Source organism: Bacillus sp. FSL K6-1003 (genome assembly GCF_037964945.1).
Lineage (GTDB): Bacteria > Bacillota > Bacilli > Bacillales > Bacillaceae > Bacillus > Bacillus mojavensis.
The window spans coordinates 870,631-895,277 of the sequence record NZ_CP150176.1; the positions used below are offsets into that span (position 1 = coordinate 870,631).

21 protein-coding genes are annotated in these 24,647 nt (G+C 46.2%); 16 read left to right on the forward strand and 5 right to left on the reverse strand.

Annotated features, from left to right (window positions below):
• The first annotated feature begins 14 nt into the window (after positions 1-14).
• The 3 genes from lpdA to NSU16_RS04370 all read left to right on the forward strand — a co-directional run bounded on the left by lpdA (position 15) and on the right by NSU16_RS04370 (position 3,543).
• Positions 15-1,391 (forward strand): dihydrolipoyl dehydrogenase, encoded by a 1,377-nt coding sequence (gene lpdA / locus NSU16_RS04360; RefSeq protein WP_326200996.1) that lies wholly within the window; start codon positions 15-17, stop codon positions 1,389-1,391.
• A gap of 102 nt (positions 1,392-1,493) precedes the next feature.
• Complete coding sequence (locus NSU16_RS04365) at positions 1,494-3,311, forward strand: sigma-54-dependent Fis family transcriptional regulator (protein ID WP_339192189.1); 1,818 nt, start codon at positions 1,494-1,496, stop codon at positions 3,309-3,311.
• A gap of 52 nt (positions 3,312-3,363) precedes the next feature.
• Entirely contained in the window at positions 3,364-3,543 is a 180-nt protein-coding gene (locus NSU16_RS04370) for a small acid-soluble spore protein H (RefSeq protein WP_010333419.1), read from the forward strand.
• A 36-nt stretch (positions 3,544-3,579) separates the two neighbouring features.
• Here NSU16_RS04370 and NSU16_RS04375 read toward each other — a convergent pair whose 3' ends face one another.
• From NSU16_RS04375 to NSU16_RS04395, 5 genes are read right to left on the reverse strand one after another with little or no spacing between them, the layout of a single operon-like run.
• Positions 3,580-3,909, reverse strand: a complete 330-nt coding sequence (locus tag NSU16_RS04375) for a YnfA family protein (protein ID WP_081720824.1) — start codon at positions 3,907-3,909, stop codon at positions 3,580-3,582.
• A 50-nt stretch (positions 3,910-3,959) separates the two neighbouring features.
• Positions 3,960-4,517, reverse strand: a complete 558-nt coding sequence (locus tag NSU16_RS04380; protein ID WP_168747221.1) for a YfjD family protein — start codon at positions 4,515-4,517, stop codon at positions 3,960-3,962.
• A 13-nt stretch (positions 4,518-4,530) separates the two neighbouring features.
• A complete protein-coding gene (locus NSU16_RS04385; RefSeq protein ID WP_326201007.1) occupies positions 4,531-5,307 on the reverse strand; it encodes a hypothetical protein in 777 nt (258 codons plus the stop codon).
• A gap of 11 nt (positions 5,308-5,318) precedes the next feature.
• Complete coding sequence (locus NSU16_RS04390; protein ID WP_010333423.1) at positions 5,319-6,521, reverse strand: hypothetical protein; 1,203 nt, start codon at positions 6,519-6,521, stop codon at positions 5,319-5,321.
• A gap of 5 nt (positions 6,522-6,526) precedes the next feature.
• Positions 6,527-6,841: a WXG100 family type VII secretion target gene (locus NSU16_RS04395; protein ID WP_326226366.1), complete on the reverse strand. Its 315-nt coding sequence runs from the start codon at positions 6,839-6,841 to the stop codon at positions 6,527-6,529.
• A 333-nt stretch (positions 6,842-7,174) separates the two neighbouring features.
• On the opposite strand from NSU16_RS04395, the gene glvA reads away from it, so the two are divergent.
• The 13 genes from glvA to NSU16_RS04460 all read left to right on the forward strand — a co-directional run bounded on the left by glvA (position 7,175) and on the right by NSU16_RS04460 (position 24,615).
• The gene (gene glvA, locus NSU16_RS04400) at positions 7,175-8,524 is read left to right on the forward strand and encodes a maltose-6'-phosphate glucosidase (protein WP_339192190.1); all 1,350 of its coding nucleotides are present in this window, start codon (positions 7,175-7,177) and stop codon (positions 8,522-8,524) included.
• 65 nt (positions 8,525-8,589) lie between these two features.
• The gene (locus NSU16_RS04405) at positions 8,590-9,354 is read left to right on the forward strand and encodes a MurR/RpiR family transcriptional regulator (RefSeq protein ID WP_010333426.1); all 765 of its coding nucleotides are present in this window, start codon (positions 8,590-8,592) and stop codon (positions 9,352-9,354) included.
• Between the two features lie 14 nt (positions 9,355-9,368).
• Positions 9,369-10,952, forward strand: coding sequence for a PTS maltose transporter subunit IIBC (gene malP, locus NSU16_RS04410; protein WP_229148953.1), 1,584 nt, complete (start codon positions 9,369-9,371; stop codon positions 10,950-10,952).
• A 109-nt stretch (positions 10,953-11,061) separates the two neighbouring features.
• Positions 11,062-13,392, forward strand: coding sequence for a peptidase G2 autoproteolytic cleavage domain-containing protein (locus tag NSU16_RS04415; RefSeq protein ID WP_326330548.1), 2,331 nt, complete (start codon positions 11,062-11,064; stop codon positions 13,390-13,392).
• 618 nt (positions 13,393-14,010) lie between these two features.
• The gene (locus NSU16_RS04420; RefSeq protein WP_339192191.1) at positions 14,011-15,732 is read left to right on the forward strand and encodes an ABC transporter ATP-binding protein; all 1,722 of its coding nucleotides are present in this window, start codon (positions 14,011-14,013) and stop codon (positions 15,730-15,732) included.
• Positions 15,726-17,540, forward strand: coding sequence for an ABC transporter ATP-binding protein (locus NSU16_RS04425; RefSeq protein WP_339192192.1), 1,815 nt, complete (start codon positions 15,726-15,728; stop codon positions 17,538-17,540). Before NSU16_RS04420 ends, NSU16_RS04425 begins: the two co-directional genes overlap by 7 nt.
• 162 nt (positions 17,541-17,702) lie before the next feature.
• Positions 17,703-18,107 carry a DoxX family oxidoreductase CatD gene (gene catD, locus NSU16_RS04430; protein WP_229148960.1) on the forward strand — a complete coding sequence of 135 codons (405 nt, stop codon included), beginning with the start codon at positions 17,703-17,705 and terminating at the stop codon, positions 18,105-18,107.
• Between the two features lie 17 nt (positions 18,108-18,124).
• Complete coding sequence (locus NSU16_RS04435) at positions 18,125-18,982, forward strand: VOC family protein (RefSeq protein WP_326218851.1); 858 nt, start codon at positions 18,125-18,127, stop codon at positions 18,980-18,982.
• 318 nt (positions 18,983-19,300) lie between these two features.
• Positions 19,301-20,503, forward strand: a complete 1,203-nt coding sequence (locus tag NSU16_RS04440) for a sensor histidine kinase (protein WP_339192194.1) — start codon at positions 19,301-19,303, stop codon at positions 20,501-20,503.
• The gene (lnrK, locus tag NSU16_RS04445) at positions 20,500-21,162 is read left to right on the forward strand and encodes a two-component system response regulator LnrK (protein WP_339192195.1); all 663 of its coding nucleotides are present in this window, start codon (positions 20,500-20,502) and stop codon (positions 21,160-21,162) included. The genes NSU16_RS04440 and lnrK overlap by 4 nt, the downstream gene beginning before the upstream one ends.
• Before the next feature lie 143 nt (positions 21,163-21,305).
• Entirely contained in the window at positions 21,306-22,241 is a 936-nt protein-coding gene (locus NSU16_RS04450) for an ABC transporter ATP-binding protein (RefSeq protein WP_326196973.1), read from the forward strand.
• Between the two features lie 11 nt (positions 22,242-22,252).
• Complete coding sequence (locus tag NSU16_RS04455) at positions 22,253-23,443, forward strand: ABC transporter permease (RefSeq protein WP_339192196.1); 1,191 nt, start codon at positions 22,253-22,255, stop codon at positions 23,441-23,443.
• 14 nt (positions 23,444-23,457) lie between these two features.
• Entirely contained in the window at positions 23,458-24,615 is a 1,158-nt protein-coding gene (locus NSU16_RS04460) for an ABC transporter permease (protein ID WP_339192198.1), read from the forward strand.
• Positions 24,616-24,647: the final 32 nt, after the last annotated feature.

Consider the following 24,647-nt stretch of genomic DNA (forward strand, 5'->3'; position numbering starts at 1 on the left):
CAGGTGAAAACGACATGACACTAGCCATTATCGGAGGGGGACCGGCAGGCTATGCCGCTGCAGTCTCAGCGGCACAGCAGGGCAGAAACGTGCTGCTCATTGACAAAGGCTCGCTTGGAGGAACCTGTCTGAATGAAGGCTGCATTCCGACGAAGTCTTTGTTAGAAAGCGCAAACGTACTTGATAAAATCAAACATGCCGGGCGCTTCGGAATTGAACTTCCGCCTGGTGCAATCTCGGTTGATTGGAACAAGATGCAGAGCAGGAAACAGCAGGTTGTCAGCCAGCTTGTCCAAGGCGTACAGTACTTAATGAAGAAAAATCAAATACAGGTCGTAAAGGGAGAGGCTTCCTTTCTTTCTGACAAGAAGCTCTTGATCAAAGGGGAGAACGGAAAAGAAATCAGAGAGGCGGAACAAATATTGATCGCAACCGGATCAGAGCCGATCGAGCTGCCCTTTGCCCCGTTTGACGGCGAATGGGTGATTGATAGCAAAGACGCACTCGCCCTTTCAGACATTCCCGCTTCGCTTGTGATTGTCGGCGGCGGTGTGATCGGCTGCGAGTATGCCGGATTGTTCGCCAGACTTGGAACGAAGGTGACGATCATTGAAACAGCCGGCCAGCTGATTCCGGCAGAGGATGAGGATATCGCCCGTCACTTTCAGGAAAAGCTTGAGGAAGACGGAGTTGAAGTTCATACCTCCTCCCGGTTAGAGCGTGTTGATCCAGCAGCCAAAACGGCGATATGGAAAAGCGGACAGCGTGAGTTTAAGACGAAGGCCGATTATGTGCTGGTGGCGATTGGAAGAAAACCTCGTCTGGATGGATTACAGCTTGAGCAGGCGGGAATTGATTTTTCCCATAAAGGTATTCCCGTAAATGAGCAGATGCAGACCAATGTGTCTCATATCTACGCATGCGGGGACGCGATCGGTGGCATTCAGCTGGCTCATGCCGCTTTCCATGAAGGGATCATCGCAGCTTCACACGCTTCAGGACGGAACGTCAAAATGAACGAAAAAAATGTGCCCCGATGTATTTATACATCCCCGGAAATTGCTTGTATCGGATTGACAGAAAAACAGGCGAGACACGTTTACGGAGATGTACAGATTGGTGAATTTCCTTTTTCCGCAAACGGGAAGGCGCTCATCAAACACCAAGCAGAAGGAAAGGTCAAAATTGTGGTTGAGCCAGAGTTCAGTGAAATCGTCGGAGTCTCAATGATCGGACCGGATGTGACCGAGCTCATCGGCCAGGCGGCTGCCATCATGAACGGTGAAATGACGGCGGATATGGCAGAGCATTTTATCGCGGCTCATCCGACACTCTCGGAAACGCTGCACGAAGCATTGTTAAGCACAATTGGGCTTGCGGTGCATGCATAACAAGAAAAGCTGGCGAATGCGCCGGCTTTTTTATTGTTGAAAGCGCTTTACTTTTCCCCTACAATAGATGAAAACGGCGTGTAAGGGAGGAACGATCAAGGAATGAATTCGATCCCGAACGATTTGCAAACCTGGAAACGTTTTGTGAAGGACGGCGTGCTGGACGAAGCCCGAATAAGAAAAAGGATAGCCGAGTCCTGGCATCGCTGCAGAAAGGCTGAGGTTAACCCCTATTTGGAAAAAGGCCCGAAGGTTTTGCAGCAAACGGAGCTGGATCAGCAGTCAAACAAACATTCATTCTTTCTGTCGACCGCAATGCCTTACCTGGAAAAATTGCTGCCTGCAATAAAAGAAATGGAAATGATGGCGCTATTAATTGATGCGGACGGCGTGGTGCTGGCGCTTGACGGGCATCGCCGCGCGCTCCATGAAGCCAAACGCATTAACTTTATCGAAGGCGCGTGCTGGACGGAAACGGCGGTTGGCACAAATGCAATCGGAACGGCGCTTCACATTAGCGAGCCGGTTGTCATCCAAGGTTCAGAGCATTATTCTGTCGCCTCCCATCACTGGAATTGCTCAGCAGCACCGATTCATTATGAGGACGGCAGTCTTGCGGGGGTGATTGATATCTCTTGCCCAGCAGCGCACGCACAGCCAAATATGCTCGGCATTGCCGCGGCCATCGCCTTTGCCGCGGAACGGGAATTGGCAGCCAAAAGCAGGGAGAAAGAGCTTGAACTGCTCAGCCGCTTTGCCGATAGGGCATCGTCCCGTGTGCCGATCGTGCTTTGCAATGCCAAACAGCACATCATCGGCGCAAGCCTACCGATACAAACGTCAATACCGGATTGGCAAGGCCGGCATCTTTATGAGTTGAAGGAAAAGGGTTTTACGATCGAAAAAGCGGTCACCATGGGGGACAGCGGCACTTGTTTTTATTTATCGGAACAAAAGAAAAAAGCGGCCTTTCGATTTCATGGAGTCCTCGGACAAAGCAGGCAATCGCAAGCCATGCTCATAAGCCTCGAACGAGCGGCCGCGGCAGATGCGACAGTTTGTCTGTCGGGCGAAACCGGCACGGGGAAGGAAGTCGCGGCCCGCGCGCTTCATGAAAACAGCGACCGTAAGAACGGGCCGTTTGTAGCCGTGAATTGCGGAGCGATCCCGTCGGATTTAATCGAAAGCGAGCTGTTCGGCTATGCAGAAGGCGCTTTTACGGGAGCGAAACGAAATGGCTACAAAGGCGCCTTCCAAAAAGCGAATCATGGCACCTTATTTCTAGATGAAATCGGAGAAATTTCCCACTCGATGCAGGTAGCGCTTTTACGGGTGCTTCAGGAACGCAAGATTACGCCGATTGGCGGGACAAAGGAAATTCCAGTTGATATCAGAGTGATTGCTGCTACACATTGTGATTTGCGGGAACTCGCAGAAAGCGGAAAAATCAGAGAGGACCTGTTTTACCGCCTTCATGTCTACCCGATTCAGCTTCCTCCTCTGCGGAACCGTCTTGAAGATATTGAGGACCTCTTTGCGTACTACACACAGAAAAATGGATGGCCGGGAGAGCTTCCGCCAGGCTTTTTGGACGTGCTGAAGCAATGGAAGTGGCCGGGGAATATCCGCGAGCTGTTTAATGTTTTTGAACGCCTTTCCATCAGATTTCCGGACGGAAGGCTGAGTGACGAGCCGCTTTCCTTATTGCTCGAAGCGTCAGGCTTGCCGATCGGCCCCGTAAAAGAAAAGCGGGCTGAAACAAAGGCGCTGAATCTCCGAGAACAAATTCAAAAAGATATCCTCATCAATGCGCTTGAAACAGCAAAAGGAAACGTCTCCCAAGCCGCAAAAATCAGCGGCATTCCGCGCAGCACCTTCTACAAACGATTGAAAAAATTTAATATGACCGCTGGATCATAAAGCATACTTCTTTCAAGAAGTGGAAACGTTATGTGTGAAGGAGGGTGTTGAGATGAATATACAGAGAGCAAAAGAAATCGTGGAATCACCGGATATGAAGAAAGTAACATACAACGGAGTGCCGATTTACATTCAGCATGTGAATGAAGAAACCGGAACAGCAAGAATTTATCCGCTGGATGAACCGCAGCAGGAGCATGAAGTGCTTTTGAACAACTTAAAAGAGGATTAAACAAAAATGGCCCGCTTTCATAAGCAGGCCATTTTGTTATGCTCGCGGCGCAAATAGAATCACACAAACGCCAATCAGACAAATCAGTGCGCCGATCCAGTCATACAGATCTGGAGTTTTCCGATCGACAAGCCACCCCCAAAAGACAGCTAGTACGATGAACACCCCTCCATAAGCGGCGTATACCCGGCCGAAGGAAGGGAAGGATTGAAACGTCGGGAGAATGCCGTACACAATCAAGATCAGCGCCCCGGCTACCCCGTACCCGACGGGCTTCGCTTCTCTCAGCCACAGCCAAATCAAATAGCCCCCGCCAATTTCAGCAAGTCCCGCCGCTAGAAATAAAAGAATGGTCATCAGCATCACGCGCACCCCTCAAACTGCAGTTGTATTTCATTATAAAGGAGAGAGACGCGTTAAAGCTTCGGATTTTCTTCAAATTCCTTCAAATACACACTGCGCTGAATCTCCGTAAATTGGCTGATCCAATTGTTTTTCGCCTCTTCCGTCATATGGGGCAGCATATAGCGTTCAACCGCTTCGAAAAATAATGGATTAGCTATGATGTTCCAAGTCGGAATGCGAACGATCTTGCCGTCATTCTTCTCAATGATAATATCCTCAAAGAAAATCCCTTTCAAACTGTATTGATGGCGCCCCATATAAATGCGCTTGATTTCAGCAAATGGCACGCTGCGTTTTTTTGTGAAAATCTTCCCATCAGGCCCTTGTTTGATACGAAAAATAACATTTCCTCGGCTTGTGAACGCTGGTAAAACCATAGAAAATGTGATCAAGCCATAGACAATTGCCATCAATCCGCCACCTAAATAAAGCAGAGCGTATTTGGATTCGAACGTAATGGCTTCTGACACCAGCCACACGCCTGCAATCACGGCGCCTCCAGTTGCGAGAAACAGCCAGATTCTGAAAAACATTCTGCTTTTCACTTTAATGACTTCATTGTTCTTCAATTGTTTTTCTCCTTTATCGCTCTTTAACAAAAAGCATATCTTTTATTATATCTACACTTGCTGTTATGACAGAAAATTCATTTTGCGTGATACCCGTAATTAGCCAAGTATGGCGGGTGCCGGGCAGGATAAAAGCCATGTCATCCACTTCCGGCGCGTTATCTTTATCGTAAGACAGGCGCATCAGTGTATCCAGCTTTCCTTTACGCAAAGCCAAATCATTTATAAACCGGGTAATGTCCTCCTGATAGTCATGCTTTCCAAGGAATTCCTTCAGATAGGAGGGAGTCTCGGAAGCACCTTCCAGAAGTAATTCAAATTCATTTGATGTCAAAGCCAGGATAGATTCGCTTTTATCCTCGGTATCTATTATATTTAAAAACTCAGCTGCTTTTGTAAGCAATCCGTCACTTGATTCCATTTTTTTTATGCTATGTACTTGCTCATCAAAAAGAAGCTCATGAGAGTAGGTGCCAAATTTTGAAACATGGCAGGAAACATTCCGTTCGCTGCCTTGTTCGTCAAACTTGGAAAGCTTTACTGTATAGTCCGCATCATTTAATACGTGGATAAACGGGCAGTACTCATCTTTTAACCTGTATTGATGATTCCGGTATTCAACAGCATCCTTCGCCAAAAGCGAACGGCAGGCTGCTTCAAATAAGAAACCGAGCTGCTCATCTTCAATTTCAGGGAAATAGGCTTGCTTCAATGACATGCCCTGTTCAAAAAAGCCTTCGCTGTAAAAACAAAATATGAGCTCTTCTAAGCTGATCGTAAACTGATTCATGATTTATTCTCCTATCCGAATGAAAGTTTGCCTTTAAGGAAATGGGTTGCGCCGTGTATAAGCGAGTCCGCCGTTTTCTTTGCTTTCTCCATTCCTTTATGAATTGTTTTATTGGCCGCATCTATGCCGTCATTCACTGATTCTACGACCTTGCCGGCAGCTTCCAAGCCTTGCTTGGCTGTATCAACGACAGCATGAATCGGTTCTTTTAGCTTTATGGCTGCTTTTTCAGCGAAACCTGATGTGAATTTGGCAATTTTCTCCCCAACAAAACCGCCTACAGCGGAACCAATCGTACCGCCGATGACTGTGCCAACAGGGCCTAACACACTTCCGACGGCACCGCCGACGACTGCGCCTGCCGTTGCCCCGCCAGCGATAAAAATCGTGTTATTCACTGCATTGCCAACAGCTTTTGCATTTTCCCTTTTGAGCACTTCGGGTTTGTCTTCGTATTTCGAGTAGTTTTCTGCGATCTTTAAGCCTGCTCCAAACGTTTCTGTCGCTCCGGTTATCAGTGTCGCTGTAATGGCATTTCCTTTTGCGAATTTCAAGCCTGTTTTTCCGACATCCTTCAGCGTTGAGCGTACGCCGGCTTCATTAACAAATCCTCTTGTATAGCTCCTTACGCTGTTTGAAAAATCCACTGTGTCCTGCGGAAAGTACTTTGTAAACTTTTTATGTACCAGATCAGAAAATGGTCGGTTTGTCTTTTTAAACAGATATTTTGGGTTCAAAAGCACTCTGGCTGCTTTTTGATAACGGGAGCTGTCTACCGCTCTGGAAATGTCCAATAGAATGTTTGAATGGCGTGCAGTATGTAAGCCGCTTGGCTGTTTCACAAACTTTGTAAGCCCTAATCCGTAGTATTTTCCCTGGGTCAGCATAAGGGCGGTTAAGCTTGTCATCGTTCCATATTTGTCATAAGCGTTATAAAGCTTTCGTAAAATATTGTCTTGCTCAACAAATTTGTCGCTCGTTTTTCTGATGAATATCTCATTGTCACTCAGCTTGCTGACGAGCGCTTTTCCTGAGCTCCAAGCATCCCCGACCCCCGAAAAACAGCTGCTGTAGCGGGGATCGCATTGTAAAATCAGCTGTCCCAGCTCCCCATGCAAATCCTTATATTTGTTTTCCATATCAGTTAATTCTGTGACCACATCATTTGCCAGCTGTTCAAGCTTATCCGGATCAACTGCAATGTTTCCTGACACGCTATTCACCTCTCGAGTTTATGTCTTTCCTCTCTTGCTTTTCTTTCTAATTCTTCCATTCTGGCAATCTCAGCTTTTCGTTCTTCTATTTTTACGGCAGCTGCCTTAAGTTCCTGGCTTGTTTCAAGCAGCTCCTGTTCGAACTGGTCGTAGGCAGCTTTTGTTTCCTCAAAATCCTGGTCAAATATGTCTCTTGCTTTTCCCTGCCACGCATCGCCCAATGCAGATAACCGGGAGTCAAGGAGCATCTTTGAGCTTCTGACCTCTTCTGCGGCTGCACTGTACTGATTTGCAAGCTCAATGACTTTATGTGAGTCCAACTTTTGTCCCCTGCCTTTCCTAAATTAACGCACAAATGGATGTTTTATATAAATGATTATAAATAATTCGGCATGTATCCGAATCGTACAAAAGAACCTTTTCATAAGAACTGGAAGGGCGTATATTCACTCAAATTTCACAGATGATGAGACTTTGAGAGTGCAAAAAAGGTAAAAAAATCAAATTTCTTACATGATAGCAAGTGAGAAATTTCCCGCTCTATGGGAAAAAAAACTAAAACTGATCAAATGACCTAAGTGCGCCAAAAGCATTACGAGACAAGCTGTCACATGATATAAATAAAATGTAAACGTTATCAAGGAGGTCGTCATATGAAGAAAAAATCATTCTCAATCGTAATAGCGGGCGGAGGGAGCACATTTACTCCCGGGATTGTTCTGATGCTACTGGACCATTTGGAGGAGTTTCCGATCAGAAAGCTGAAGCTGTATGACAATGATAAGGAAAGACAGGAGCGGATTGCGGCGGCCTGTGACGTTTTTATCAGAGAAAAAGCACCGGAAATTGAATTTACAGCGACGACTGATCCGGAAGAAGCTTTTACAGACGTTGATTTTGTCATGGCACACATCAGGGTAGGGAAATATGCGATGCGCGCGCTTGATGAGCAAATTCCGCTGAAGTACGGAGTTGTGGGCCAGGAGACGTGCGGGCCGGGCGGTATCGCATACGGTATGCGTTCAATTGGCGGTGTGCTTGAAATATTAGATTACATGGAAACATACTCGCCAGATGCGTGGATGCTGAATTACTCCAACCCAGCGGCGATTGTGGCGGAAGCAACGAGACGCCTCAGACCGAACTCAAAAATCCTCAACATCTGTGATATGCCGGTCGGTATCGAAGACCGTATGGCGCAAATTCTCGGCCTGTCCTCAAGAAAAGAAATGAAGGTCCGGTATTACGGGTTAAATCATTTCGGCTGGTGGACATCCATTCAGGATCAAGAGGGCAATGATTTAATGCCGAAGCTGAAGGAACATGTGTCTCAGTACGGGTATATTCCGAACGCAGAGTCCGAAGCGGTGGAGGCGAGCTGGAATGACACGTTCGCAAAAGCGCGTGACGTGCAGGCCGCCGATCCAGACACATTGCCGAATACGTATTTACAATATTATCTGTTCCCGGATGACATGGTGAAAAAATCAAATCCGAACCATACGCGGGCAAACGAAGTTATGGAAGGACGCGAAGCCTTTATTTTCAGCCAATGCGATATGATTGCACGCGAGCAATCCTCTAAAAACAGCGACATCAAAATAGACGATCACGCGTCATATATCGTCGATCTGGCCCGTGCCATTGCCTACAATACAGGTGAAAGAATGCTTTTAATCGTTGAAAATAACGGCGCAATCGCAAACTTTGACCCGACAGCGATGGTAGAGGTGCCGTGTATCGTCGGCTCAAACGGGCCTGAACCGATCACAGTCGGAAACATTCCGCAGTTCCAAAAAGGACTGATGGAGCAGCAGGTATCAGTTGAGAAATTGACAGTTGAGGCGTGGACGGAAAAATCCTTCCAAAAACTATGGCAGGCGCTCATTCTCTCAAAAACAGTGCCGAACGCTCGTGTGGCAAGGCTCATTCTCGAAGATTTAATGGAAGCCAATAAAGATTTCTGGCCTGAGCTTGATCAAAGCCCTAGCCGCATCTCCTAACTGAAAAATCCCCCATTTTCGAAATCTATATTGTATATAATAGAAAGAAAATGGGGGGATCTGATATGCAGCTCGAAGAACTGATTAATCAGCATTACAGTAAATTAAATGACAATGACTTTCATATTCTGAAATATATATTGAATCACAAGAACACGTGCTATCGTCTTGGAATCGATGCGCTTGCGAAAGCGTGCAGTGTATCGCGTTCCTCGATTTTGCGTCTTGCCCAAAAGCTTGGTTTCAGCGGCTACAGTGAATTCCGCGTTTTTTTGAAGTGGGAAGATCAGTCGGAAGAAGGCGAGAGTATGAGTTTTCAAAAGCTGCTGGATGACATTGAAGCAAACCTGAAATTTTTAAGGACAAAGGACATGACGGACATGTGCCAGCTGATTGATGAAGCGGACCGCATGTTCGTGTACGGGTCCGGAACGGCGCAAAAGATATGCGCCCATGATCTGCAAAGAATGTTTATCCCTCTCAATAAGTATCTGATTTTAATTGAGGGCAGAAATGAATTTGACCAGATGCAGGATGATTTTAAGGTGAATGACCTGTTTATCATCATTTCGCTGTCCGGAGAAACACCTGAGCTGATCCCGCAGGCAAGAATGCTTTCCGCAAAGGGTGTTCCCTTTATTTCCATTACGAATCTGAAAAACAATGTCCTCGCCCAACTGACACCGCATAATCTTTATGCGACAAGCAAGGCCGTGACATTGAGCGATAAAAAAGAAATTGTCGCTTTTGCGCCGTTTTTTCTCGTTGGCGAAGCATTATTCCGCGCATATGTTGATTACAAAGAAGCTGAAAAAAACGACATTGAGTAGCAGGGGGTTTTGATATGATGCAAAAAGTCCAGCGCTTTGGAAGCGCGATGTTTGTGCCTGTTCTATTATTCGCGTTCGCCGGCATTATTGTCGGTGTCAGCACACTTTTCAAAAACGAAACCCTGATGGGCCCGCTCGCCGATCCTGACGGGTTTTGGTACCAGTGCTGGTATATCATTGAGCAGGGCGGCTGGACCGTATTTAATCAAATGCCGCTCTTATTTGCCATCGGCATCCCAGTCGCTTTGGCGAAAAAAGCTCAGGCGCGCGCTTGTTTGGAAGCGCTTACGGTTTACTTGACGTTCAACTACTTTGTCAGCTCGATCCTGACGGTATGGGGAGGAGCATTCGGCGTCGACATGAACCAAGAGGTCGGCGGAACGAGCGGACTAACGATGATTGCCGGCATTAAAACGCTTGATACCAACATTATTGGGGCAATCTTTATTTCTTCCATTGTTGTATTTTTGCATAACCGCTATTTTGATAAAAAACTGCCTGATTTTCTCGGCATCTTTCAAGGCTCCACGTATATCGTCATGATTTCCTTCTTCATTATGATTCCGGTCGCTCTGGCCGTGTCTTTTATCTGGCCGATGGTCCAAACGGGAATCGGCTCGCTTCAAAGCTTCCTTGTTGCCTCGGGGGCAGCAGGTGTATGGGTTTACACGTTCCTGGAACGGATTTTAATTCCGACCGGCCTTCATCATTTTATTTACACGCCGTTCATCTACGGCCCGGCTGTGGCGGAAGGCGGTATCGTCACGTATTGGGCGCAGCACCTCGGTGAATATTCACAAAGCGCCAAACCGCTGAAGGAGCTGTTCCCGCAAGGCGGATTCGCGCTTCACGGCAATTCGAAAATCTTCGGCATTCCGGGGATTGCGCTCGCGTTTTATGTCACAGCCAAAAAGGAAAAGAAAAAACTCGTCGCCGGCCTGCTAATTCCTGTCACACTCACGGCGATCGTCGCCGGCATTACAGAGCCGATTGAGTTTACTTTCTTATTCATCTCTCCTTTCCTATTTGCGGTTCACGCCGTACTCGCCGCGACAATGTCGACGGTCATGTATATGGCCGGTGTTGTCGGAAACATGGGGGGCGGGTTAATCGAGGCGGTTACCCTGAACTGGATTCCGCTCTTTGGCAGCCACGGTATGACGTATGTGTATCAAGTTCTGATTGGACTCTCATTTACTGCTATTTATTTTTTCGTCTTCCGATTTCTGATCCTTAAATTCAATATTGCCACACCGGGACGGGAAATTGACGATCAGCAGGAAACAAAGCTGTATTCAAAACAGGAATACAGAGAAAGAAAAAACAAAAAGGACGAAACAGCCTCCGCTGCGGAAACGGCAGATGAAACCGCTGCATTGTACATCGAAGCGTTAGGCGGAAAAGACAACATCACCGAGGTCACAAACTGCGCCACCCGCCTCAGAGTCAGCGTCAAGGATGAAAAAAAGGTCGAACCCGACAGCGTCTTCCGCGCGCTTGGCGCACACGGCGTCGTCAGAAACGGGAAAGCGTTTCAGGTGATTATCGGATTGAGTGTGCCGCAGATGCGGGAGCGTGTGGAAAAACTACTAAGTTGAATAGTCAAGGTTTATCAGTGCGCTGTTTTAAGACAGCGCATTTTTGTTTGTCATACGTTTGCCATCTATAAGTGTAAGGGATGTTTATCAAAAATTAGGGGGTAGAAAAATGGAGAACTATACAACATTTTTAGGTCTTTACAAACCTGAAAAAACTGAAAGCGTTGAAATTGATTCAAAGCTTGCTGAGAATTTTGAAACAATCGATCGTAAAATTGGGACTGCACTCTATGATGGAACAACAACATTTGAAAACTTAAATGAACGACTCAAAATGTATGAAAACAGATTTGAGTATCATGAAGAACGAAACGTAATGGATTATGGAGCCAAAGGAGACGGAGTTACAGATGATACGCAAGCATTTCAGGATGCGATGGCCGAGGGCGGTTATCTGATAAAAGTTCCTGCAGGCGTATTTAGGGTATCTGGATTGCTTGTTCCTTCGAATACAATGCTGGTTGGAGCAGGTAAGAAAAGAACCATCATCAAGTTATTAGACGACACACCAGTGGGTCACTCTGTACTTACCAATAGTGATCATACAAATGGTAATGAAAATATCTATATTGGACATGTAACACTGGACTGGAATAAAGATACGCGCCCTGCTGGGTGGAAGATCCCTAAAGGCCCCACTTCAAGCTGTTTGCTTTTTGCAAATGTGGATTACTCATTTGTGGAGCATGTTTTTGCAAAAAATGCCGGCCTTCACGGATTCGATGCTACAAGCCCAAATTATAACAGACATGGAGAAAATGATGATCCTGCCTTTTATCAGCCTGGTGGCTGCAACTTTGTAACCTTTTCATATTGTGAAGCAACAGGCTCGGGTGATGACAATTTCACATGCCACTTTGGAAAGCATACGACTTTCAGTCATTGTCTATCCTATCATCCAATGGGGTTAAATGATGGATCTTCAAATACAAACTGTTTTGAAATTGATGATGGCTCACAGGATGTGATGGTTGATAGCTGCATCGCAATTGGGGGAGTTCGAGGATTTGAAATTAAAGCACATGACTATGCTCCGGCTGCGAAAAGAGTTCAGCTCGTGAACTGCCGTGCCTATGAGAATGCGATTAGTTTTTGCATTCGGCATATAGGACACCACACAGCAAGTGATCCTCAGTCAGCATCAGCTCATGATGTTCAGCTGGCTAACTGTATCGCATATAACCCTAAGCCAAATGATCTTTATAAAGGGGCAGGACCAAATGCTCTGCAAATTTCAGGCTACGATGGTGTCAACGTGGTGAATTTTCATGCTATATGCGATGATTCATCAATTAACTATAAGGGAAATTCAGTTGTAAGTGTGTATTATAAAGGGCGCCTAATCAATTTGAAGAATATAACGATTCGAGGATTTAAGACTGCTGATAATGATATTTATATTGTAGGTGGCGACAATTCTGTCGGCAAAGTAATGATTGATGGTGTGACTTTGATTGATTCAGCCGAAAAGGGTGTTGTTTTCGGGAGCGGTATGTACGAGTCTGTCGTTAGTAATGTATGGGGGCAAAGATCGCCTAAAAATAACAGTGGTACTGTTGGTATTTATTCTACTGATCCGGATCTCAATGTTTCTAATTGTGATTTTTCAGGCTACGAAACCGACTTTAAAATTGGCGGAGTCGTGACGCCGTACTTTTTGTTTAAACATAAAGGAAGCGGGGTTATTGGTTCTCGTGAATCTCATGCTACTGGAAATAATAATTTTGTAGCCGGATCAGTTCGGGGAAGAGCAACTGGCGCTGCCCAATCTTCAGTGATCGCCTCATATAATACGATCAATCCGAATTCAGACTCAGTTGCTCTGGGATGGGCAAGCGGCAGCACACCATCCTCAGCAAACAGAAAGATTGAACTTCATGCAAAAGATGGAACGATTAAGGCTTCAGGAAGCATAAAAAGTTCCCAAACTTTCACCGATTACGCAGAGTATTTTGAGAGTTTAAGCGGTGAAAAAATTCCGACAGGAACCTTGGTTACTCTGGAAGGAGATAAGATTAGACCTGCGAATAAAGGTGACATTATGCTTGGAGTTATTTCTGAAACAGCAGGTGTGATTCTTGGTGAGTCAAGCTTTCATTGGTCCGGAAGATACTTGAAGAATGATTTTGGCGGATATATTTATGAGAAACAGAAAGGTGCTAATGGCCAGCTCGTCATGGCACCTAGGGAAAACCCCGATTATAAGCCGGATAAGAACTATGCTTCTAGGGAAGACAGGGATGAATGGAATGTTGTGGGGCTTGTAGGGCAGGTTTATGTAAGATGTGACAGCACAGTAAAAGCTGGAGACTTTATTCAAGCACATAACGGAATTGCAACAAAAACTGAATCTCCTAAACAAAACTGGCAGGTCATGAGAGTAATAAAAGAGTTCGACAAGAGCAAGGAATATGGAGTGGCTTTAGTTTTTATTAGGTAATATAAAATGTGCAGATCCTAAATAGAGGTGCTTTTTGCGCTCTATTTAGGGTTTTACATAAGATTTCAGAAATGTATCACCTCATTTTTTATCAGAGAAACATTCCTCGCAAAAAAGGTCTTCGTTTTAACATTTTTATTTTATATTTTTCCTTTAGTTCAATTTATCTTTCTAGTGTCTTTTCATTGACCTAAGTCAATCCCGCATCTTAACTTCTGTAGAGTAAAATTACTGATACTTTTAATGAATGCAGTTCAGCCAGGAAATGCTCTTAAATGAAAGGTAAGGTGAGTATTGTCATCAATCGGTTTTATTGCATTCGGCTTCATGGGCACTGAGAAGCCTCTTTTCGGAGCGTATAAAGCCCGAGTGCTCTGCTCTTAAAAACATTCGTACTTAAGCCACAATAGGGGTTTTCCTTTCAATTCACTTTCAACTTATTTGCTGCATTGTCTTTTCAGACAAACTCCTTTTAAAACACAGTCTCTAAATCGATATTAGATTCAGAGTTTTTTCTTTACTTTCAAAACACATCCTAAAAGTAAAATTCTTTCATCAAGCTCCGCAAACAATTAAAATAAAAAGTACATATTGCTAAAGGGATTTGGAGGCTTTTACATGTCAAAGGCTTTATCATATTTAAAACCATACTCACTTCTGGTGGGAATTGCGCTGATTCTCATGCTGACGGAACTCGCGGTTGAACTGGTACAGCCTCTATTGATTGCAAAAATCATCGACGATGGGATTTTGAAGCAAGACATGCGGCACGTTTGGATATGGGGTGCGGTCATGATCGGACTGACCATTTTATCATTTGCGGCGGGTATGCTGAATTCCTTTTACGCTGCCCATGTCAGCCAAAGCTTTTCCTACGATACGAGAAAAGGGCTTTTTCAAAAAATCCAGTCCTTCTCTTATTCAACATTTGGACAGTTTTCATCCTCATCCTATATGACAAGGCTCACAAACGATGTAACACAGGTGCAAAACCTGATTTTTATGAGCCTGAGGTTTATGCTGCGTGCGCCGTTAATGATTGTGGGCGGCATTGTGCTGTCACTCGCTGTTAACGTGAAGCTCGGCTTTTTTCTTCTTGTGACGATTCCGATCCTGATTTTGTTTTTGCTTTGGGTACTGAAAAAAGGCGGAGCGCTGTTTAGGTCTGTTCAGAAACGGCTGGATCAAGTGAATACGATCATGCAGGAAAATTTAACTGCGATCAAGCTGATTAAAGCGCTGCTGCGCGGAAGCCATGAGGTCAAGAGATTTATCAAAGCAAACACGATGCTGATGCAAAAAACGGTCTCGGCATTTCAGCTTGTAGAATTTACAATGCCTGTGCTGATGTTGCTGATGAACCTCTGCATTCTGTTTATTTTATGGGCGGGAGCTCACAGCATTACAAGCGGAGGCACTCAGGTCGGCGATGTCGTCGCGGTTATTAACTATGCGACACGAATTACGGGTGCGCTTTCTATGTTCCCGTTTTTGATTATGATTTTTACCCGGGCAAAAGCCTCAGGCGACAGAATCGGCGAAGTGCTTGAAACAGAAGGTGACGAGCAGGAGGGAGGATTACTCTCAGATCGCTTGTCAGGCCGAATTGACTTTCAGGATGTGTCCTTCCGATATCCGGATATGGACAGAGAAGCGCTGCGGCATGTCACATTTTCCGCAAAGCCGAAAGAAACGATCGCGATTCTCGGGGCGACAGGATCAGGAAAATCAACGCTTTTTCAGCTCATCCCGCGGCTTTATCAGCCGGATTCGGGCAGCATTTACATAGATGAAAAGCCAATTGATGATTTTCCGGCGGAGGGTCTTCGCAAGCAAATCGGATTTGTGCCTCAGGAAGTGCTCCTGTTCTCAGGCACAATCAAAGAAAATATAGCTTGGGGCAAAGAACATGCTTCACTTGATGAAATAATGGAAGCGGCAAAACATGCGCAAATCCATGAAACGATCATGAAGCTTCCAAAGGGATATGATACCGTCCTGGGTCAAAGAGGCGTCAATTTGTCCGGCGGCCAAAAGCAGCGGATTTCTATTGCACGGGCGCTCATCAGAAAACCATCCATCCTTCTTTTGGATGACAGCACAAGCGCACTTGACCTACAAACGGAAGCGAATCTGCTTGAGGCCATCAGCACATATGAGTGCACAACCTTAATCATTACACAAAAAATAACAACGGCCATGAAAGCTGATGAAATCTTGCTGCTGGAGGATGGCGAGCTGATAGAAAAAGGCACACACAGCGAGCTGCTTTCTGAATCACATTTATACAAGCGCATTTACGAGTCGCAATTCGGAAGGGAGGGGAGCGAGTCGTGCTGAAAGACATCCGCAAGCCTTTCCAATATCCCAAAATCCCAATCGATAAAAAGGAACGCGCCAAAAAAAGAGCGAAAGCAAAGGATACAAAAGGCACCCTGAGACGAATCTGGTCGTACCTGGCAGAACGAAAAGGGCTGCTCATACTCGTTATGCTGATGGTCGTAATCAGCGCGATATTCGGCCTCCTCGGCCCCTTTGTGATCGGAAAGGCCATCGATCATTTCATTGTCGGCCAGACGGTCAGCGGGCTTATTCCCGTTCTGCTCATTCTGCTTGGCATATATCTCATTCAATCTTTGTCACTCTGGTTTCAAAACTATTGGATGATCACGATTTCGCAAGGCACAGTCTTTAGAATGCGAAGCGAGCTGTTCACCCATCTGCATGAGCTGCCGATCCCGTTTTTTGATAAACAGCGGCATGGAGAGCTGATGAGCCGGGTGACCAATGACATCGAAAATGTCAGCTCCACTTTAAATACGTCAGTGATTCAAATTCTGTCGAGCGTCATTACCTTCGTCGGAACGATTGCCGTCATGCTGTATATGAGCCCGCTGCTGACGGTGATTACGCTGACGATCATTCCAGTAATGGCGGTAAGTTTGAAATGGATCACTAACCGTACGGGGAAACTCTTTAAAGAACAGCAAAAAAACCTTGGCGAGCTGAACGGATATATTGAAGAAAGCATTTCAGGCGCAAAGGTCATCAAAGCGTATTCACGGGAAGACCAGATCACAGCTGAATTTCTGGAAAAAAACGCCGCACTCAAGACTTCAGGCTTCTGGGCACAGACGATTTCCGGCTTTATCCCGAAAGTGATGAACTCTTTAAACAATTTAAGCTTTACAATCATTGCCGCAATCGGCGGACTGTTTGCGCTGAAAGGCTGGATATCCATCGGCACCATCGTTGTCTTTGCCGAGTACTCAAGACAGTTCACACGCCCTTTAAATGATCTGGCCAATCAGTTTAATACGATGCTGTCCGCTATTGCCGGCGCTGAACGGGTGTTTGACGTGCTGGATGAAAAAGAGGAGCGGGAGGATGAAAAGAATGCCATGCATCAGCCGATACAAACAGGCAGCATTGAATTCCGAAATGTTTCCTTCGGCTACGAGGAAAACAATCAGACGCTGAAACACCTCCAATTCACAGTACCGGCCGGGCAGTCAATCGCCTTTGTCGGCCCGACGGGAGCGGGGAAAACCACTATAACCAATCTCCTTGCCCGTTTTTACGAGCCCAATGAGGGGAGCATTTTAATCGACGGGATTGATATTAAAAAGCTGACAAGAGCCAGCCTGAGAAAAAACATGGGGTTTGTGCTTCAGGATTCGTTCTTATTCCAAGGCACGATCAGAGAAAATATCCGCTACGGCAGGCTCGATGCCTCCGATCAGGAAGTCGAGACCGCAGCAAAAACAGCGAATGCGCACAGCTTTATTGCGCGGATGCCAAAAGGATATGATACAGTGCTGACACAAAACGGCTCGGGCATCAGTCAAGGGCAGAAGCAATTGATCTCCATAGCAAGAGCCGTGCTGGCCGATCCGGTTCTGCTCATTTTGGATGAAGCGACAAGCAACATTGATACCGTAACAGAAGTGAAAATCCAAGAAGCGCTTGCCCGCTTAATGGAGGGGAGAACGAGCGTCATCATTGCCCACAGGCTGAATACCATTCAACGAGCGGATCAGATTGTTGTGTTAAAAGACGGCGAAATGATTGAAAAAGGCAGCCATGATGAGCTGATACGCCAAAAAGGATTTTACAGTGACTTATACGAAAGCCAATTTAAGCAATAATGAAAAAGACCTTTGTCCTGCACAAAGGTCTTTTTTGTTACAGATTTATAGTACTTTCATTTCAATTTCGTAAAATGTAACAAAATTACTTGACGTAAACAAGTTATGTATATATACTAGCTTACATTAAGTAAGTGATAACATTTATCAAGGAGGATAAAAATGAATAAATCATTTGAAATTGGCACATTACTTTTAAGAGTCATCACAGGTATTATCTTTTTTGTTCACGGTTTATCAAAGTTTCAGGCAATGGAGGGCACGATCCAATTTTTCGGCAGCATAGGGCTTCCAAGCTTTATGGCGTATGTCATCGCAGCGATTGAACTCGTTGGCGGAGTGCTCGTCTTTTTCGGATTGGCTACACGTATTGTAGGTGTTCTGTTTGCTCTTACGCTGATCGGAGCCATTATTACAGTGAAGCTGAAAGCGCCATTCATGGGGAACTCAGAATTTGATTACCTTCTGCTTCTGACATCCATTCACCTGGCGCTTTCGGGAAGCCGTTTCTTGGCGCTGGACTCATTTGTGTTTAAAGCAAAAAAGAACGAAAATGTATCAGCATAAGAAAAGAGGCATACAGCATGACCAGCATTCATGAGGGTACAACCATTGGCTATGTCAAACTCACAATCCGCAGTCTGGAGCGTTCCCTTCAGTTCTATTGCAATGTGATCGGCTTTCAAGTCTTGAAAAAGACGGACCGCCGAGCTGAATTAACGGCTGACGGAATACGCACCCTCCTTATTCTTCAAGAAAATCCAAGCGCTGTCGTCTTGCCTGAACGCACGGTAACGGGCCTGTATCACTTTGCGATTCTGCTGCCCAACAGAAAGGAACTTGGTATCGCACTTGCCCGCTTGATTGAAAACGGGATTGCCATCGGTCAGGGAGACCACGCTGTCAGCGAGGCGCTCTATCTCTCTGATCCTGACGGAAACGGAATTGAAATGTACGCTGACCGCCCCCGGAGCACTTGGCAGCGGGATCGTGAAGGAAACTATGTCATGACGACAACCGCTGTCGACATCGAGAGCCTTTTGGAAGAGGCCGGAGAAGAGCGGAAAACAACACTTCCAAACGGTACGGTCATCGGGCACATTCATCTGCATGTCAGCGATCTGAATGAAGCAAAAGCGTTTTATACAGGTGTATTGGGCTTTGACATTGTCGGAGACTATGCGGACATGTCTGCTCTCTTCGTTTCAGCCGGAGGCTACCACCACCATATCGGCTTAAACATTTGGGCGGGAAGAAACGCGCCGCCTAAACCGGCAAATGCCAGCGGACTAGACTATTACACTGTTGTCCTGCCTCATCAAGAGGAACTCAAACGTGTGGCGGACCGAGTCAAAAACGCTGGATATTCGATTGAAGAAACGGAAAATCATTTTCATGTGAAAGACCCTGTCTCCGGAGCGTTTATCAAATTTGTGATTTGACTGTCATCCCTTTGCCGTAAATAACGGCAGGGGGATTTTTTATTTTTGTCCGCCTTGTTATGGTAAGAGAACCAACCTGTAAGGGGGAACTGAACCATCTTGTAACGGGCTCAATCGCTTTAAATAGAGCAAAATGATGCTTTATTTAACACCTATTATTCGGGAGCGATGAATTCGAATAAATAAGTGACAGCACCGCATTTGACATAGAGTTCATATGCGGTTTTTTAATTCCGGGATTTATCTTCCAGAAACACCTGTAAAAAATAACAAGAGGCAGGTATGATAAGAAAGGAATTGCTTATAGGAGTGATGAGCGTGAAGGCTCTTTTATTTACAAGGATTTTCACCTTAATGGTGAGCTGTTCGATGTATCTGCCCCTCGTAAAGAATGATAATTGGTTTGAATATCTATTTATAGCGTTAGGAGCTGCCGTGTATGCAGCCAATCATTTTCTGCTGAAAATAGAGAAGTATGACGTCTGGTTTTGTCTGATTGATATTACGGTCGGCTTTTCGTTTGGATTCATGTTTCCCGGCACTGGTTTGTTCATTATTATGCTATGTCCGGTAGCTGTCGCATTTTTTCTGCGCGGGTTCAATAGAAAAATGGCATGGTCTGTGTTATGTCTTTGCTCCATTTTGTTTTCAATTGTCCTCATTCGTACATATCTATTAGTCGGCAATGAATACGTCATGGATCATATCACCAGCATGACATTTGTGGTGTTCTGCGGGGTGGTCGGTAAATTAATCGGCAAACTTCTTGAAGCACAAGAAACGGCAAAACAGCAGTTTCAGGAACTGACGGATTCGCATCTGGCGCTGTCAGCCGCACACCAGGAGCTGCATTTATATGCGAAGCAGGTCGAAGAACTCACCGCCATTCATGAACGGAACAGAATGGCACGGGACATCCATGATACAGTGGGGCACAAAATGACGGCGCTTCTTGTCCAGCTGCAGCTTCTGCGTGAATGGCAAAAAAGAGACAGCCGAAAAGCGGAAGAAACAGTCGGGGTATGTGAAACGCTTGCCCGTGAAGCGCTTGATGATATCCGCTTATCAGTACGCACCCTGCAAACGGAGAGCGATCCCTCATTCATTGAATCGCTGAAACAGCTGACAGAAGACTTTTACAAAAATGCGGGCGTCACATCCGAACTGACGGTCAGCGGCGACCCTGCGCTGGTCCCTCTGTCTCTGCACCCGACTGTGATCAGAACAGTGCAGGAGGCGCTGACCAATGCCAAACGGCACGGCGGCGCCACAGCCTGTTCAATCCAGCTTGCCTGCACAACGGACAGCATCAGCCTTGTTATGAAGGATGACGGAAAAGGAAATCCCGAGGCGGCACTCGGCTTTGGCCTTTTGAATATGAAAAAGCGGGCAGCGGAGCACGGCGGATCGATCCGCTTTGAAAGTGAAACGGATCAAGGATTTACTGTAATCGCCGAATTTTCTTTGGCCAATAAAAAATGGAGCTTTGGGCCCGCGCAGCAAAAGGAGAGTTTATCATGATTAAGATCATCATTACCGACGATCAGGATATCGTCAGGGAAGGGCTGGCATCCCTGCTTCAGCTCCGAGAAGAACTCGATGTCATCGCCACAGCGCGAAACGGACAGGAAGCCTTTGAAAAGGCGAAAGAGCTGGAACCGGATATCGTATTAATGGACATTCGCATGCCGGTTTCCAACGGGGTGGAGGGAACAAAATTGATCACCAGCTCGCTAACGGGCGTAAAGGTGCTGATGCTGACAACCTTTAAAGATTCAGAGCTGATTGCCGAAGCGCTTGAAGAAGGGGCAAGCGGTTACCTGTTAAAGGACATGTCAGCCGATACAATTGTGAAAGCGGTTATGACTGTTCAATCAGGCGGAATGGTGCTCCCGCCGGAACTCACAGCCCAAATGCTGAATGAATGGAAACGTGAAAAACAGCTGAAAGGAACGGAAGAGAAAGAAAAACCGAAGGAGCTGCACGACTTAACCGAGCGCGAAATGGAAGTGCTGGCTCAGCTCGGGTACGGGCTGAACAATAAAGAAATTGCTGAAAAACTGTATATTACAGAAGGCACAGTGAAAAATCACGTGTCAAACATTATCAGCAAACTGTCGGTCAGAGACAGAACCCAAGCTGCCATTTATTCCGTCAGACATGGCGTATCTGTCTTTTGATAGATGACGTTTGGCATATGCGTTACCTTGAAAAGGCCTGCCGCAAGCCTTTTTTTTATGCCTGATGTTCTATCCGGCGCCACATGTTTTACACTCTCATCTCTTCTACAATGGCAATGGGATAAAAAAAGGAGTGAAACGGCGTGCTTCAAGCAGAAAATATCAAAAAGGCATACGGAAAAAAAACAATTGTCAAAGGAATCTCTTTTTCTTTGAAAAAGGGTGAGTCGTTCGGACTGCTGGGACCGAACGGAGCGGGGAAGTCCACAACCATTTCTATGATTTCCGGGCTTGTGCCGCTTGACGGAGGGGAGATTACAGTCGGCGGGTATGTTATCGGCAAAGACACGAACAAAGCCAAACAAAAAATCGGCATTGTCCCGCAGGAAATCGCCCTGTACCCGACACTGACGGCACAAGAAAATCTCGTATTCTGGGGGAAAATGTATGGACTCACGCATGGAGAGGCCAAAAAAAGATCAGCAGAAGTCCTTGAGTATGTCGGACTGACTGAGCGTGCTAAAGAGAAAATCGAAACCTTCTCAGGCGGAATGAAACGGAGAATCAATATCGGCGCCGCCCTTATGCATAAGCCTGAGCTGCTAATCATGGATGAACCGACCGTCGGCATCGACCCCCAATCGAGAAATCATATTTTAGAAACAGTCAAACAGCTCAACGAAACAGGCATGACTGTGATCTATACGAGTCACTACATGGAAGAGGTCGAGTATTTATGCGACCGGATCGGCATTATTGATCAGGGAGAAATGATTGCGATCGGCACAAAAACCGACTTGTGCAGCCGTCTTGGAGGAGACACGATCATCCAAATGACTGTCAGCAGGACAGATGAAGGGTTCCTTTCTGCTGTCCGCTCTCTTGCCCATGTGAATGATGTGACAGTGAGTGAATCTGAGCTCAAAATTGAGGTTGCTGCGGCGCACCATGAGAAAGTAGTCACCAGCCTGCTCACGGAAGCCGCTGCCCATCAAACGAATCTCCTGTCTCTCCAGGTTCAGGAGCCAAATCTGGAACGGCTGTTTCTGAATCTGACAGGCCGCACATTGCGGGATTAGGAGGAACAGCGATGAAAAAAGCAATATGGATCGCATGGAAAGATGTCAAAATCAGAATCACGGACAAAAAAGGGTTTATGATGCTTATCCTAATGCCGCTGATCTTAACAGCCATATTAGGGGCCGCTCTTGGGTCAATCCTTGGCGGAGGCAGCGAGATTGTTGAAATCAAAGTCGGCTATGTCCAGTCTGATCAGTCAGGCACGTCGAAGATGTTTAAAACAGATGTACTTGAAAAAATGAAGATGATCAAGGTCACAGAAGCCGGCAGTAAAAAGGAAATGAAAAAGCTGCTGACGGAAAAGAAAATTGATGTCGGAATTGCCGTCCCGGCACATTGGGGATCCGGCAAGAAACCGGCCGCTGTCTATGCTGGCACTGATCAGGAATTAAAAGGCTCTATCATAGAAACGGCTGCAGTGTCTTTTATAGATCAATACAAGGCGGTCCGAGAAGCGTCATCCGCCTCAATGGAATACGTCACCAAGACGGAAGCTGCAAAACGAGGAAAGCTCAATCCTTCCCTCATTGCAGAAAACCTTGCAAAGACGCTTGAAAAAGAAGCGGGTGCCAGGCTTGCTGTTACAGAGAAATCAGTCGGCACAAAAGAAGTTACCAGTTTTCAATACTATTCGGCGGCAATGCTTTGCATGTTTATGCTGTTTCATATGACGGTCGGCGCGAAATCATTTTTGCTGGAAAAGGAAACGGAAACCCTTGCCAGACTGCTGATGACGCCTGCACAAAAATACGCCATTCTCTTCGGGAAGTGGCTCGGGACCTATTTGTTTGCCATTATACAATTTTTCATTTTTCTTATTGTAACCATCAATGTGTTTGATGTGGACTGGGGAGACAATCTCTTGTTCGTGAGTGTGCTGGGGCTGTCTTACGCAGCAGCTGTATCCGGCATTTCAATGCTTCTTGCTTCATGCCTCAGCGATATGAAGTCAGCGGATGTTTTAGGCGGTTTTGGGATACAGGTGCTTGCCGTTCTCGGCGGTTCTATGCTTCCGCTTTATCAATTTCCGGATTTCCTGCAGTCTGTTTCAAAGGCGGTGCCAAATCGATGGGCGCTCGAAGGCTTTCTTTCCTTAATGGAGGGGGGAGGCTGGGCTGAACTTCAAACGCCGGTCCTTCTTTTTGCGGCAATCGGCCTTTGTTCACTGGCAGTCGGCATCAGAAGGCTTCACACAAGATAAGGAGGTAAAACACGGTGAAAAAAATCATAGCCATTTGCGGCGTTGAGCTTTCTCTCATTTTCAAGAAGCCGCAGAACTATTTGATGATGTTCGCTGCCCCGCTGCTGCTGACCTTGGTATTCGGCGGTCTGCTCGGCGGAAATGATGATAAGGTGCGGCTTGCGATCGTCGATCAGGATGATACGCTTCTTTCACAGCATTATATCCGGGAGCTCAAGCAACTTGATGATATGTATACCTTTCAAACGATGTCTAAAAGCAAAGCTTCAGAAAAACTGAAACAAAAGAAAATTGCCGGAGTCATCACCCTTTCCCGCACTTTCCAAGAGAAGCTTGAAAAAGGCGAGAAGCCGGAGCTGGTCTTCAGCCACGGTCCAGAACTAACAGGAGCGCCCGTTGCTAAACAGTATGCCGAAAGCAAGCTGGCAAAGCTCAACATTCAGGTAACCGCGGCAAAAACGGCGGCCGAGGCGGCGGGGGAGAGTTGGAAGTCGGCTTATAAAACGGTAATCGCCAAAGATCATGGGGATAGCGCCACAGCTGTAAAACGGGAATCTCTCAGTGATAAAAAAGAAGGTAAGGGCGTAAGTGACACAGCTTCACGAGCTGCAGGCTTTTCCATTCTGTTTGTGATGCTGACAATGATGGGGGCAGCGGGCACGATATTAGAAGCGCGAAAAAGCGGTGTCTGGCAGAGACTGCTCACCGCGTCTGTCAGCCGCGCGGAAATTGGAGCGGGGTATGTGCTGTCGTTCTTTGTGATTGGCTGGATTCAATTTGGAATGCTGCTTCTCGCATCCCATTGGCTGTTCGGAATCAGCTGGGGCAATCCGGCTGCGCTGATCGTGTTAGTATCCTTTTTTCTGTTTGCAGTCGTGGGTATCGGGCTGATGATTGCTGCCCATGTCAGAACACCAGAACAGCAGCTTGCTTTCGGCAACTTGTTCGTTATTGCGACGTGTATGGTAAGCGGAATGTATTGGCCGATAGAAATTGAGCCGAAGCTGATGCAGTCCATTGCTGACTTTCTCCCGCAAAAGTGGGCGATGAGCGGACTGACAGAAATTATCGCTAACGGGGCAAACATCACGGATATACTCGGCATTTGCGGCATCTTGTTTGCTTTTGCAGCTGTCACCTTCACAGTGGGGCTGAAAGCGCTCCGAACGTAAAAGCATCCGCCTCCGGGCAGATGCTTTTTATC